This is a genomic window from Kordia aestuariivivens (assembly GCF_014397005.1).
Classification (GTDB): domain Bacteria; phylum Bacteroidota; class Bacteroidia; order Flavobacteriales; family Flavobacteriaceae; genus Kordia; species Kordia aestuariivivens.
The window spans coordinates 344,022-358,311 of record NZ_JACGWS010000002.1 but is presented as its reverse complement, the minus strand read 5'-3'; the positions used below and the strand labels follow the sequence as shown (position 1 = coordinate 358,311).

General features: G+C 33.7%; 15 protein-coding genes. 12 read left to right on the top strand and 3 right to left on the bottom strand.

The window, feature by feature from the left end; all coding sequences use genetic code 11:
* The 5 genes from H2O64_RS04955 to H2O64_RS04935 all read left to right on the top strand — a co-directional run bounded on the left by H2O64_RS04955 (window position 1) and on the right by H2O64_RS04935 (window position 4,285).
* Window positions 1-462: a TspO/MBR family protein gene (locus H2O64_RS04955; protein WP_187561042.1), complete on the top strand. Its 462-nt coding sequence runs from the start codon at window positions 1-3 to the stop codon at window positions 460-462.
* A gap of 5 nt (window positions 463-467) precedes the next feature.
* Entirely contained in the window at window positions 468-956 is a 489-nt protein-coding gene (locus H2O64_RS04950; RefSeq protein ID WP_187561041.1) for an SRPBCC family protein, read from the top strand.
* Window positions 946-2,247 carry a cryptochrome/photolyase family protein gene (locus tag H2O64_RS04945; RefSeq protein ID WP_187561040.1) on the top strand — a complete coding sequence of 434 codons (1,302 nt, stop codon included), beginning with the start codon at window positions 946-948 and terminating at the stop codon, window positions 2,245-2,247. Before H2O64_RS04950 ends, H2O64_RS04945 begins: the two co-directional genes overlap by 11 nt.
* Window positions 2,248-2,375: 128 nt before the next feature.
* Window positions 2,376-3,341 carry a fasciclin domain-containing protein gene (locus H2O64_RS04940; RefSeq protein WP_187561039.1) on the top strand — a complete coding sequence of 322 codons (966 nt, stop codon included), beginning with the start codon at window positions 2,376-2,378 and terminating at the stop codon, window positions 3,339-3,341.
* Between the two features lie 107 nt (window positions 3,342-3,448).
* Window positions 3,449-4,285, top strand: a complete 837-nt coding sequence (locus tag H2O64_RS04935) for an OmpA family protein (RefSeq protein ID WP_187561038.1) — start codon at window positions 3,449-3,451, stop codon at window positions 4,283-4,285.
* A 101-nt stretch (window positions 4,286-4,386) separates the two neighbouring features.
* Here the strand turns inward: H2O64_RS04935 and murA are convergent, their stop codons facing one another.
* From murA to H2O64_RS04920, 3 genes are all read right to left on the bottom strand, one after another.
* Window positions 4,387-5,694, bottom strand: coding sequence for a UDP-N-acetylglucosamine 1-carboxyvinyltransferase (murA, locus tag H2O64_RS04930; protein WP_187561037.1), 1,308 nt, complete (start codon window positions 5,692-5,694; stop codon window positions 4,387-4,389).
* 21 nt (window positions 5,695-5,715) lie between these two features.
* Window positions 5,716-6,369: a DUF4290 domain-containing protein gene (locus tag H2O64_RS04925; protein ID WP_187561036.1), complete on the bottom strand. Its 654-nt coding sequence runs from the start codon at window positions 6,367-6,369 to the stop codon at window positions 5,716-5,718.
* Window positions 6,370-6,472: 103 nt separating this feature from the next.
* Window positions 6,473-6,763, bottom strand: coding sequence for a DUF493 family protein (locus tag H2O64_RS04920; RefSeq protein ID WP_187561035.1), 291 nt, complete (start codon window positions 6,761-6,763; stop codon window positions 6,473-6,475).
* Between the two features lie 306 nt (window positions 6,764-7,069).
* On the opposite strand from H2O64_RS04920, the gene H2O64_RS04915 reads away from it, so the two are divergent.
* From H2O64_RS04915 to H2O64_RS04885, 7 genes are all read left to right on the top strand, one after another.
* A complete protein-coding gene (locus H2O64_RS04915) occupies window positions 7,070-8,227 on the top strand; it encodes a toxin-antitoxin system YwqK family antitoxin (RefSeq protein ID WP_187561034.1) in 1,158 nt (385 codons plus the stop codon).
* Between the two features lie 190 nt (window positions 8,228-8,417).
* A complete protein-coding gene (locus H2O64_RS04910) occupies window positions 8,418-9,458 on the top strand; it encodes a glycosyltransferase (RefSeq protein ID WP_187561033.1) in 1,041 nt (346 codons plus the stop codon).
* A 276-nt stretch (window positions 9,459-9,734) separates the two neighbouring features.
* Entirely contained in the window at window positions 9,735-10,277 is a 543-nt protein-coding gene (locus tag H2O64_RS04905; protein WP_187561032.1) for an AAA family ATPase, read from the top strand.
* Window positions 10,277-12,175, top strand: a complete 1,899-nt coding sequence (locus tag H2O64_RS04900; protein ID WP_187561031.1) for a RecQ family ATP-dependent DNA helicase — start codon at window positions 10,277-10,279, stop codon at window positions 12,173-12,175. The genes H2O64_RS04905 and H2O64_RS04900 overlap by 1 nt, the downstream gene beginning before the upstream one ends.
* 3 nt (window positions 12,176-12,178) lie before the next feature.
* Window positions 12,179-13,126 carry a methionyl-tRNA formyltransferase gene (fmt, locus tag H2O64_RS04895; RefSeq protein ID WP_187561030.1) on the top strand — a complete coding sequence of 316 codons (948 nt, stop codon included), beginning with the start codon at window positions 12,179-12,181 and terminating at the stop codon, window positions 13,124-13,126.
* Window positions 13,127-13,309: 183 nt separating this feature from the next.
* Entirely contained in the window at window positions 13,310-13,585 is a 276-nt protein-coding gene (locus H2O64_RS04890) for an HU family DNA-binding protein (protein ID WP_187561029.1), read from the top strand.
* A 135-nt stretch (window positions 13,586-13,720) separates the two neighbouring features.
* Entirely contained in the window at window positions 13,721-14,290 is a 570-nt protein-coding gene (locus H2O64_RS04885; RefSeq protein WP_187561028.1) for a YqgE/AlgH family protein, read from the top strand.

Genomic DNA, 14,290 nt, shown 5'->3' with positions numbered 1-14,290 from the left:
ATGAAATTTTACATCCGATTAGCAATATTCTTACTAATTAATTTTGGCGCATTAGGAATAGGAACTATTCTAATGGATAACGGACCAAGAACAGATTGGTACATTAATTTAAACCAAGCGCCTTGGACACCGCAAGGTATCGTATTTGGAATTGCATGGACAACCATAATGGTTTGTTTTTCTATTTACATGGCAAAACTTACGGAACAAAAAAATCTCAAAACTATTCTAGCGCTTTTCGCGATACAATTTGTACTGAATGTTAGTTGGAATTACGTTTTCTTCAACCAACATTTTATTGCATTAGGAATGATTAATCTAATATTATTATTGGTATTAGTCACCTTAATTGCATACAATTACAAATCACAATTAAAAGTATATACATTATTTATACTTCCCTACATACTATGGCTTATAGTCGCCTGCTCTTTAAATGGCTATATTCTCATTAACAACTAAAATACATGCAAAAATTTAGCACAAAAGGAATTGTCTATCGATTACACAGCAAACAAAACTTTCCCATATCTCTTGAAGAGGCATGGGATTTTTTATCGGATCCAAGAAATCTAAAAACAATTACACCAGATTATATGAGTTTTGATATCCTAACGGAGAATATTGGCAAAATGTACGCTGGTCAAATCATACAATACATTGTAACGCCCGTTTTTAATATAAAAACACATTGGGTTACCGAAATTACACATGTAGAACATCAGCACTATTTTGTGGATGAACAACGTTTTGGACCTTATACAATGTGGCATCACAAACACTTTATCAGAGAAGTTCCAGGCGGCGTAGAAATGGAAGATATTATTGATTATAAAATACCTTTGGGCTTTTTGGGACGATTGATGCATCCGATTTTGGTGAAACCTAAACTAATAGAAATATTTGAATACCGTACTAAAAAACTAACTGAACTATTTGGAACTTATGAAGGATAATTGTGTGATTTTTTGGCATCGAAGAGATTTAAGAATCGATGACAATATCGGATTATACCATGCGTTGACTTCTGGAAAAAAAGTCATTCCACTCTTTATATTTGATGAAGACATTTTGGAAAAATTACCCGAAGATGATGCGCGTGTGAACTTTATTCATGAAGAATTAGAAAAAATTCATCAAACATTACAAAAACATGAAAGTTCGTTGTTAGTGAAACACGGAAAACCCGTTGAAATTTTAAAAAAAATCATCAAAGAATATCACATTTCTGAAGTATATACAAATCATGATTATGAACCGTATGCAATTTCAAGAGATAAAGAAATAAAAGAAGCATTAACCGCTGAAAATATACACTTCAAAACGTTTAAAGATCAAGTGATATTTGAACGCGATGATATTGTAAAAGCTGACGGTAATCCCTATAAAATATACACGCCGTTTTCAAAAAAATGGTTAGCTACTTTGCAAACTTCAGATTATGAAAGTGTTGATTGCGCTTCGCATTATAAAAACTATGCGAAAATTAAATTTGATTTCCCAACACTAAAAGATATAGGATTTACTGAAGCTAGCATAAAAGTACTTCCGTATAACATGTCTTCAACTATTATTGACAATTATGAAGACACAAGGAATTATCCAGCTATTGAAGGAACTTCAAGATTGAGTACGCATTTACGTTTTGGAACCATAAGCGTTCGAAAATGTGTCAAAAATGGATTGCAATCTGAAAATAATATATTTTTAAAAGAATTAATTTGGAGAGAATTCTTCATGCAAATCTTATGGCATTTCCCAGAATCAGTCACGCACAACTTCAAGTCTAAATACGATGGAATTAAATGGCGCAACAATGAAGATGAATACAAAGCTTGGTGCGAAGGAAAAACTGGCTATCCATTAGTGGATGCTGGCATGCGTGAACTAAATGAATCTGGTTATATGCACAATAGAGTTCGTATGATTACTGCGAGTTTTTTGTGCAAACATTTATTGATCGATTGGAAATGGGGCGAAGCATATTTTGCGAAAAAACTATTGGATTTTGACTTAGCGCAAAATGTTGGAAACTGGCAATGGGTTGCTGGTACAGGTTGCGACTCTTCTCCGTACTTCCGAATTTTCAATCCGACATCACAAATACAAAAATTCGATAAAGCACATGGGTACATTAAAAAATGGGCTTCAGATTATCAAGAATTCACATATCCACAACCCATTGTAGAACACAAACACGCACGTGAGCGTTGTTTAACAACTTATAAGAGTGGAATTGAAAGCTAATCAAATTGCTGTTTTGTTTAACCTTTTCATTGATTTAACAAACAATTAACATATTTTGTTTAACGATTATTTAAAATATATAAACAAAATTTATATCTTTGTTTCGATCGTTAACTAAAAAAATTGTTATGAAAAAGAAAACAACATCCATTCTAATGGCAATCGTCATTTCATTATTCACACTTACTTCATGTAGTGATGATGACAATAATGTAGTCGCACCAAGCAATACAATCGCAGATTTTGTTGCTGCAAACTCTGATTACAGTTCTTTAGGAGCTGCTTTAGACAGAGCAAGTTTAACTGGTGTATTAGCAGGAACTACAAACTACACCGTTTTTGCTCCCAATAATGCAGCATTCGACGCTTTCTTAACTGCAAATGGTTTTGCAAATTTAGAAGCTGTACCCGTAGATGTACTTACGCAAGTATTACTAAACCATGTAGTAAGTGGTGTAAATACTTCTTCAAATTTAAGTACTGGTTACATTCAAACATTAGCAGAAGAAGCTACAACTGGAAACAACCTAAACATGTATGTAAACACAAGTAATGGTGTTGTACTTAATGGTGTGTCTAGTGTAACAACACCAGATGTAAGTGTTGATAACGGAGTTATTCACGCAGTAAACACTGTAATTGGATTACCTACAGTTGTAACATTTGCAACAGCTGATGCAACATTTGGAATTTTGGTACAAGCATTAACTAGAGAAGCTTCATTTACGTATGTAGCTACACTTTCAACTACAGGAACACCAGCACCATTTACAGTATTTGCGCCAACTGACGCAGCATTTGTAGATTTATTAGCTGAGCTTGATGGTGTTACTGAGCTAGCTGACATCCCAACAGCAACGTTAGAAGCTACATTAAACACACATGTAGTAGCAGGCGCAAATGTATTAGCAGCTACATTAACCGATGGAATGACAGTAAATACATTAGGAGACAACTTTACAATAAACACAGTAGGTGGAGCAAGCTTCACAGACTTAAACAATAGAACCGGTGACATAGTTGTTACCGATGTCCAAGCAGTGAATGGAGTAATTCATGTTGTTAATAAGGTTATATTACCGAATCTAGATTAGGTGTACTAGATTCACATTATTTTAAAACTGACAAAGGCAACTAATTAATTTAGTTGCCTTTGTTTTTAGTATATTTTTGTACCTTTTTGGTCCCAAATGGTCAGTTTATGAAGCTACAACTACTTCTTTTATTTTTATGCAGTATCGGTTTTTGTCATGCACAAGAAATTGAGTTTGATCTTTATTTCGATTTGGGAAAATTTGAATTGTCTTCAAAACATGAAAAAAAAATTGATGAGAAGTTAGCTAATTTAGACAGTACAATTACTTATAATTTTATAATTAAAGGATATACCGATTTTGTGGACACCGAAAATTTTAATCTTGAATTGTCTCAAAACAGAGCAACTTCTGTTTTTGAATACCTAAAGAAACAGTATGAAGTGCTGATCAATTCTATTGAGAAAGAAGCCAAAGGTGAATTGCCAACGGAAACAACCAAACAAAATGAACGAATTGGCGTCAAAAAACACCGAAAAGTTTCCATTACTATTTCTAAAAACGATCACAAACCCAAACTGGTAAAGCGTAAAGAAAATATTTATGTCATTCCTGTGAAAGAACTTCGCATTGGATCTTCGTATGCTTTAGGAAAAATAAATTTTAAAACGGGAAGAGTTACATTGGTAAAATCTTCTATAAAAGAACTTGAAAAATTAGTCCGTTTTCTTAGGAAGAATAGAGAAATCCATATTGAAGTACAAGGGCATGTATGTTGTGGTGGCGACGACGATTCTGACGCACTTAATAGTGCTACTGGTACTGTTACACTTTCTGTAGATAGAGCTCGATTTATTTACAACTACCTAATTAATCGAGGTATTTCAGAAGATCGCTTAAGCTACAAAGGCTATGCATTTAAAGCACCATTACATTTTCCTGAAAAAAGTCGCCATGATCGAAGCGCTAATAGACGTGTTGAGATTAAAATCACGAAGAATTAATTTTCCTGTTGAGATTAAAATCGACTAAAGTTTAAAACAAAAAAAAATGAATCACTTTTGACAGCAATTCATTTTTTTATAAGTTTTATATACGTTTGAAACTATAAACGGACAATCTTCGCTCCTATCGCGCGTAAGCGTTCATCAATATTTTCGTAACCTCTATCAATCTGTTCTATATTGTGAATAGTTGATGTTCCTTTGGCTGATAACGCCGCGATTAATAATGAAATTCCTGCTCTAATATCAGGAGAAACCATTGTTGTCGCTTTCAATTTTGATTTAAAATCATGACCAATCACGCTTGCTCTGTGCGGATCGCAAAGTATAATTTTTGCGCCCATATCGATCAATTTATCAACGAAAAATAATCTACTTTCAAACATTTTTTGGTGTACCAATACACTTCCACGTGCTTGTGTAGCAACTACTAAAATAATACTTAGTAAATCTGGAGTAAATCCTGGCCAAGGCGCATCAGAAATAGTTAATATAGAACCGTCAATATAATTTTGAATTTCGTAACCATCTTTGTGTTCAGGAATATGAATATCATCGCCTTTACGTTCAACTGTGATTCCTAATTTTCTAAATACTTCTGGAATTTGACCTAAATCGCCCCAACTTACATTTTTAATCGTCAGTTCACTTCGTGTCATTGCTGCCAATCCAATCCAACTTCCAATTTCAATCATATCTGGAAGCATTCTATGTGAAGTTCCACCTAATTCATCAACACCTTCAATACTCAATAAGTTTGATCCAACTCCTGAGATTTTTGCGCCCATTCGGTTCAGCATTTTACATAATTGCTGTAAATAAGGTTCGCAAGCGGCATTATATATCGTGGTTGTTCCTTCTGCCAAAACAGCAGCCATCACAATATTTGCAGTTCCTGTCACAGATGCTTCATCTAAAAGCATGTAGGTACCTTTTAATTTTTTAGCTTCTACACCGTAGAAATAATCTTCACGATTATATCTAAATGTTGCGCCTAATTTTATGAAACCTTCAAAATGTGTATCTAATCGTCTACGTCCAATTTTGTCACCTCCAGGTTTAGGAATATATCCTTTTCCAAAACGTGCTAACAATGGTCCAACAATCATGATAGAACCACGCAATCCGCGTCCTTCTTCTTTAAATTGTTCAGATTCTAAATAGCTAAGATTGATATCATCTGCTTGAAATGTATAGGATCCCGGTCCGTTTTTTTGAGTTTTCACGCCTAAGTTTCCTAAAAGCATGATTAATTTATTGACATCTACAATGTCAGGAATATTACTAATTGTAACCTTTTCTGGAGTCAATAATACAGCACATAAAATTTGTAGTGCTTCATTTTTTGCTCCTTGTGGTTGAATACTTCCTTTTAACTGATGACCACCTTCAATCTTAAAAGTCCCCATAAAATATAATAATGAATGTTATTAGTAGCGTTTTCTATTGCTGCGGTTGTTGTTACTCTTGCTACGCTGTTGATTTTTGTTGCTGCTGCTTACGAACTTTTTCTTCTGCTTTAATAAGCTTGAAGCATCTGACAAGTCTTCTTCTCTGGCTGCTAAGTCAATTTCACCATTACTTAATACAAGTAAATGTCTAAAAATTACATAATCATCCACAGTATCTTTATTCCAATTGAGATAACATTTCTTCATGTGATTTGCAATCGCGTACTCTAATGCTTCTTTCTTTTCGCCATCCTCCCAACTATTGGCAACATCAATCATACGTTTGATGTTATTTCCATAGAAACGATATTTTGGAAAGTTTTGCGGATATCCTAAAGGTTCAGGACGTTCTTGCAATACTTCGCGTGATGGTTTTGGATATGGAGAATCAACATCAAGAGCAAAATCTGCCATGATAAATAATTGATCCCATAATTTATGTTGAAAATCAGGTACATCTCTTAGGTGTGGCTGCATGTTTCCCATCACACCTATAATAGACTTTGCAATTTTATTGCGCTCTACGTCATCTTCTGTGTCTAAAGCTTGGTTGATCATTTTTTGAATATGTCGTCCATATTCGGGAATAATCAATCGTTTACGCTCTGTATTATACTCTAATTGGTCAATCAAAATGAAAATTGTTTGTAAGGTAAATAATGAAGTAAAATAAAGTTCTCGTGAAGATTATTTTTGTGCTTGCAAAATAGTAAAAAAAAATAAATTATGTGTCTAATTATAAAGAAATTATGCCTTCTACCACACTTACATCCTTATATTTTTGAATAATAGCATCTGCACTTTTCATATTTACGGTAATGGTCACACTAGTATATGTTCCTTTAGAAGATTTTTTGGTATCAATTACGGCACCGATATTATTAAAAATTTGATGTACTTGTTTTATTTTTTCTTCCCTAGAAGGAACAATAAATTTATACATATATATGGCTGGAAATTTGGTTGTATCTTCTAACTGTGCTTTTAGTTTCGTGTAAAACGCTTCTGTATCGTTTTTTGAACTCATTATGTCTTTTTTTCAAATGAACGGCAAAGATACGAGGAATGTTTTAATTTTGAAACGCTTTGCTTTTGGATCACTGCGCTCTTAGATAATTGGAGCACTTTGCTGTTAGACTTGTTCCCGCGTAGGCGGAAATCTCTTAGATCGCTTCACTATTAGCGTCAAGATTCTAGACTTATTTAAAGCTTTTCGGGAATGATTACGGGAAACCGCATTGTGTATGTGTGATCTTTGTTTAGCTTTATAGAGAAATATGGAACGTAAAATTACTTAGACGTATATTGGCAAAGCTAAAAAAGGAAAATACAAATGAAAAAAAGAATATTGATTTTAATATTAATGCTAACTTCTGTCATTGGCTACTGTCAAGATTCAAAAGAAAATATCTTATTCGTTGTCGATTCAATTCCAATAATTGAAGAACCTAAAGAAGGATTTGGAACACTCACAGAAGATGAAATTAATAATGTTGTGGTCGTTACAGATCAAAAATTAATAAAATCATCTGGCTATAAAGATATAGATAAAATTATGTATGTTTTTACCAAAGCGTATGCAAAAAGACCCGACAGTATTAAAATAATTCCTTCTACTCAATTGATGAAAAGAAAGAATGGTGTTTGGTGTTTAAATAATAGTTCAACTGCATATTCAGGAAAGTTTATAGATTATTACTTAACAGGTGTAAAGCAAGGAGAAGGCGTTTTATTTAACGGTAGACTAAAAGGCAAAAGACGTATATACTATTTGAATGGAAACGTTTCTGATGAAATTGGATATGAAAACGGAATCTCCAACGGAGTCGAAAAACGATTTTATGAAGATGGTACACTAAAGCAAAAAGGTATTTTTAAAAACGGGAAAGAAATTGGCGTTTGGGAAATGTATCATCCAAATGGGCAATTAAAACAACGGACAACTTTTAATGAGAATGGAAAAATGAATGGCGAATCTATCTCATATTATTCTACAGGAGAACTAAAAGGTAAAAGTATTTTTGTAAATGGAGTTTCTCAAAAAGATAAAACAGCCGAAAAAATCTATAAATACTACAACCAAGGACAAGCTAACTATCGAGAAGGAAATTTTAAATCGGCTATAAAAAGATACACAAAATGTATTGAACTTGATGAGAATTGGGTTGAGGGTTACTTTGCGCGAGGAGCAGCAAAACTAAATAACTTTCAATTTGATGAAGCCATTAAGGATTTTGATAAAACCCTTGAAATAGAACCTTATTTTACAAATGCGTACTCAAACAGAGCTTTTACCATCATTAGAAAACACGAATTTGGAAATAGTAGAACCATCTCTAAATCCAAAGACATTCAAATAATGGCTTCAAAAGAAACTAAAATTCCTGAAGCTGAAAAAACTAAAGTATGTACTGATTTAAAAAAAGCGGTTGCGCTTGGAGATGATAATTGGATGGTTTTACAAGCATTGAAAAAACATTGTGAAGAATAAGCAACTATTTTGTGACGCGTGCTAGAAATTAATTAGATGTGAGATCGCTTCGCTTTTAGCGTTAGGATTCAAGATGTATATTTGACACATTGCGGATAATATTGTATTTTTCAAAAAAATAATTGAAGAAATTATTCATCAAAACACCTCAAAAACTATACTACAACGCAGACTCCTAGAAATATAAAACATGCCAAATCACACAAAAATTGTTATTGATGCTTCTTCCAGAATTTACTATGCATCATATTATATTCAAGGTTTGTGCGAAGTATTTGGGAAAAGAAATGTTACATTTTCAAACGCCTATTTCAGTGATTTAAAAAGAAAAGAAATAGAGTTTTCATTTGAGCATTATTTTGCATTTGTTGTCATTCAACCTGATAAAAGTTTAAAAAAGATTGTCATTGATTTTTGCGATCCGCCAGATATCAATGAAACTGCTCACAAATGGTGCGATATTTATGCAAAAATAAACTTCAATCACAACGAGACAGCAAAAGAATTTCTCGAAAAAATAATATCAATTCCGCCAAGTTTTAGTATCAAAATATGGAACAAAAGAGAAACGTTTTATCATTGTTTTAACAATCTCATAAAATGTAAATTTTCTCCAATCATAGGTTTTAAACGATTTTTTCAAGATTATTATGTACAAAACAAACGTCCACAATTACATGATTATACTAATTCTGATACTTTAGAAGCATCTCCAAAACCATATATTTTTATGATTGCTACACTTTGGGGAGCAAATGGAAAGAAAACGAATCAACAACGAAAAACTTTTATTGAACTCGTAAAGGCGAAACAATGCAATTTTGAAGGCGGATTTCTCACAAAAGAAATTACTGCTGAAATGGAAGGTTTCAAAGATTTTATATTCACAGAAGCGTATTCCAGTAAAGCATATATTGAAAAAACGAAACGATCTGATTTTGTATTCAATACGCCAGCTGTACATAAATGTCATGGTTGGAAACTCGCTGAATATTTAGCAATGGGCAAAACTATAATTTCCACACCTCCATACAATGAAATGCCTGAAAACCTTAAACATTCCGAAAATATTCACATCGCTTCTGATCATGAAGAATTAGCTGCTGCAATACATTTAATGCTAAATAACGCTGAATATAAAAATACATTAGGCAAAAATGCACAGGCCTATTTCGAAACATTTGTCAGTCCAAAACCTGTCATCAATAGAATCTTAGAAAAGGTTATTTAATCTGAGCCCGAGCTAATTGAATTACTTAATTTCGATACAAAATTCTTTCAGAATTTCACTCAATTTGACGTAATTCTAACTAAAAAATCGTCAATTCGAGTGATTTTCGAGAGAAAATCGTATCGAGAATAGGTTTTTTAGTGTATACTAACTTATATCGAACTCACGTTATTTAAGCAAGAAATCAGATATAAGTGAGCGTTTTTTTCAACTATTTTATATGCTCATTTCATATTCCTCACAATTTGACTAATTTTGCAACATAAATAATTCAGATTGAACACAAAAAGAATACTCATCATCGGCGGTCCAGGAACTGGAAAATCTACGTTGATTACCGAATTAGAACAACAAGGACATACGTGTTTTCATGAAATTTCACGTGAAGTCACAGCGGCTGCACAAAAACAAGGAATTGAACAATTATTTCTAACGCAACCGTTATTGTTTAGTGAATTATTACTCAAAGGTAGAATTCAACAATTTGAAGATGCCAAACAGTTAAATGTTGCGTATACTTTTTACGATCGAGGAATTCCGGATGTCGCTGCGTATATGGATTACACAGGTGACGAATATCCTGATATGTTCCGCGAAGCGTGTGAAAATCACAGATATGATGTTACATTTATATTAGCACCTTGGAAAGAAATTTACGCGCAAGACAACGAACGTTACGAAAGCTTTGAACAAGCAGAAACCATTCAAAAGTATCTGATTACAGCGTATGAAAACTATAATTATTCGCTAATTAATGTTCCTTTCGGAAGTGTTTCAGAACGTATAGAATTTATTCTAAATACACTCAAAAACCTATAATGACCAAACCGCTTGCGCTACTCGAAAAATACTGGGGACATACTTCATTTCGTCCGTTGCAAGCCGAAATTATTGACGCGGTTATTCTACAAAAAGATACCTTAGCATTATTGCCAACTGGTGGTGGAAAATCGGTTTGTTTTCAAATTCCTGCGTTGGTAATGGATGGAATTTGCATTGTAATTTCACCTTTAGTCGCTTTGATTCAAGATCAAGTAACGAACTTAAAAGCGAACGGAATTAAAGCAATTGCGCTTACTGGCGGATTGAAAACTGAAGAAATTGGCGCACTTTTAGACAATTGTGTGTTTGGCGATTACAAATTTTTATACCTCTCACCTGAACGTTTACAACAAGAAATCATTCAGGAACGCATCAAGCAAATGAACGTAAATTTAATTGCCGTTGATGAAGCACATTGTATTTCACAGTGGGGAAACGATTTTCGTCCTGCGTATAGAAATATTAATACTTTGCGCGAATTATTACCAAACGTTCCTTGTATCGCGCTGACAGCAACTGCAACTCCAAAAGTGGTTGTAGACATTGAAGAAAATTTACATCTTAAAGATGTTCAAAATTTTCAACAATCGTTTTCACGTGAAAACTTAGCGTATACTGTTTTAGAAACTGAAAATAAAGTGTTGACGATTGAAAAAACACTGCGCAAATATCCGCAATCATGTATTGTATACGCACGAAATCGGAAAAGCACCGTAACCATTCATGAAGCCTTACAGCGCAAAGGATTTACCAGCATGTATTTTCATGGTGGACTTTCGTCAGAAGATAAAAAAAAATCGTTGCAAAAGTGGTTGAACGGAAAAGTACAAACGATCGTGGCAACGAATGCCTTCGGAATGGGCATTGATAAACCTGATGTAAAAAATGTAATTCACATACAATTGCCCGATAGTTTAGAAAGCTACTATCAAGAAGCCGGACGCGCGGGACGAGATGGCGAATATGCAAACGCCATTATTCTCACCGATCAAAACGACATTAAACAATTACAACAACAATTCATTCATAATTTACCCGATGTTGATTTCTTGAAACTGGTTTTCAGAAAACTGTGTAGCTTCTTTCAAATTGCGTATGGTGAAGGTTATGAAACAAAACATGCGTTGGCTTTTTATGATTTCTGCAAAGCATATAAATTTCCAACACAAAAAACATATACAGCGTTACAGTTATTAGACAGACATAGCGTGATTCAGCTTTCGCAGAGTTTTCATCGAAAAACTACGATACAATTTGTGATTGATCAGTATAATTTGTTGAATTATTTAGACAATCATCCGCATTTAAGTTTGATTACACAAGCCATTTTACGCACGTACGGCGGTGTTTTTGAGCAAAAGATAAAAATTAACACCACATTTCTAGCGCAAAAATTAGGCTTACCTAAGGAAAAAATCAACGAAACGGTTCAACAATTGGCAAAAGATGAAGTCATATTATTAGAAGAATTGCAAACGGACGCGGAAATTACGTTTTTAGTCGCGCGTGAAGATGACAAAACGATCAATCCAATTGCAAGAGATGTTCGCCATCAGAATGAACTCAAAAAGAAACGCGTTCAATCTGTCATCAAGTACATTGAAAATACAGAAACGTGTAAAAATACTCAGCTTCTCTCTTATTTTGGGGAAACTGCTAAAACTCCGTGCGGGATTTGTTCTGTCTGCAAAGCAAAAAAAACAGCAACACCTGACAATGAATTACAAATGCTAATTCATGATGATATTTTAAAAGTACTGAAGACCAATCCAATGACTTCAACCGAAATTTGCGCTGTTTTACCTTATCGAGAACATCTGATATTAGCAATTATTCAATTACTTTTGGAAGCGGAGAAAATTAAATTAACAGAAACAAATATGTATACCTTATAATATATGAGAGATTTAAGAATCGTTTTTATGGGCACGCCCGATTTTGCTGTGGCAACACTCAAAGCACTTTTAGAAGCAAATTATAATGTAGTTGGAGTCATTACGGCACCAGACAAACCTGCAGGACGCGGACGCAAGATGCATCAATCTGCTGTGAAGAAATTTGCATTGGAACATAACTTGAATGTTTTACAGCCCACAAATTTAAAGCGGAAATCTTTTGTTGCCGAATTAAAAGCGTTACACGCGAATTTACAAATTGTAGTTGCGTTTAGAATGCTTCCAAAAGTCGTTTGGCAAATGCCAGAATATGGAACGTTTAATTTACACGCTTCGTTACTTCCAAATTACAGAGGTGCTGCACCAATAAATTGGGCTATTATTAATGGTGAAACAAAAACGGGCGTGACTACTTTCTTTATTGATGAGAAGATTGATACTGGTGCGATGATTTTTCAGGAAGAAATTCCTATTGATCCAATTGAAAATGCAGGTTCGCTTCACGATAAGTTAATGAATATTGGAAGTGCTTTGGTTGTGAAGACAGTTCAGCACATTGAGAAGGATGAAGTTACTACGACCATTCAACCTATAAGCGACGATATAAAAACGGCGTATAAAATTCATAAAGAAACCTGCGAGATTGATTGGACAGTTCCAATAGACACTATATTTAATAGAATTCGTGGTTTGAGTCCATATCCGGCTTCTTGGACAACCTTATATAATGGAGATGATACGTATGCGATTAAAATATATGAAGTAGCCAAAGTATTGGAAACGCATTCGCATGCAGTGGGAAGTGTTATTTCTTCCAAAAAAGAAATAAAAATTGCGGTAAAAGAAGGGTACATATTATTGAAGGTACTTCAACTTCCAGGAAAACGTAAAATGGAGATTTCGGCATTATTGAATGGTTTCAAATTCGAAAAAGACGCAAAGGTCTCGTAACCCTTATATCTAGTGATACGAGAGAAAACCTATAAAAAATAGTCGTGTTTATTAACAATCGCATGAAGTTATCAACAAAAACAGGGTTTTCCCGTGCTATTACTTGCATGAGAAGGAAATCCGTATAAATTTGTATTGCTTTTAAAAAATAATGTTTAACCAACAATTAATAATTCAACAATTATGAACAAAACAGAATTAATTGACGCAATGGCTGCTGACGCAGGAATTTCTAAAGCTGCAGCAAAGAAGTCATTGGAATCATTTTTAGGAAATGTAGAAGGAGCTTTGAAAAAAGGTGGAAGAGTTTCTTTAGTAGGATTTGGATCTTGGTCAGTTTCAGAAAGAGCTGCAAGAGATGGAAGAAATCCACAAACTGGAGCAACTATTAAAATTGCTGCTAAGAAAGTAGTTAAGTTTAAAGCTGGATCTGATTTAGGAAATGCTGTAAACAACTAGTATTTTATTTATATTAAATACACTATAAAAGCACTCAAATTGAGTGCTTTTTTGTTTTCAATAGGTTCCCAAGATTTACTAGATTTGATTATTCCATTTTTTTTTAATAGCTTTAAATAACCTAAAAAATCATAAATGGTAGCCTTAAAACCCAATAAAGGACATCTTCTAATTGCCGAACCTTCCATTATTGGCGATGTATCTTTCAATAGATCAGTAGTATTGCTTGCAGATCATACCGAAGAAGGATCTATTGGTTTTATCTTGAATAAAGCACTAGATGTAAGTCTCTCCGACTTGATTCCACAGTTTTCAAACGCAAAAACTACTTTTAAAGTCTACAATGGCGGTCCTGTAGAACAAGATAATTTATATTTTATTCATAAAATTCCACACTTAGTTCCAAATAGTATTGAAATTTCTTTAGGGATTTATTGGGGCGGCGATTTTTCGTCTGTTGCAAAGCTTTTAGAAGAAGATAAATTGGACAAAGACGATATTAAGTTTTTTCTAGGATATTCTGGATGGCATGCCAATCAATTGAGTGAAGAATTGAATTCTAATTCATGGATTATTGTTGAAAATGAATTCAAAAAAGAAATCATTTCCAAATCATGCAAGTCTATTTGGCGTAAAAAGATGATGGAATTTGGTGGTGAGTATTTGATTTGGTCAAATGCACCCGAAGATCCGAGTCATAATTAA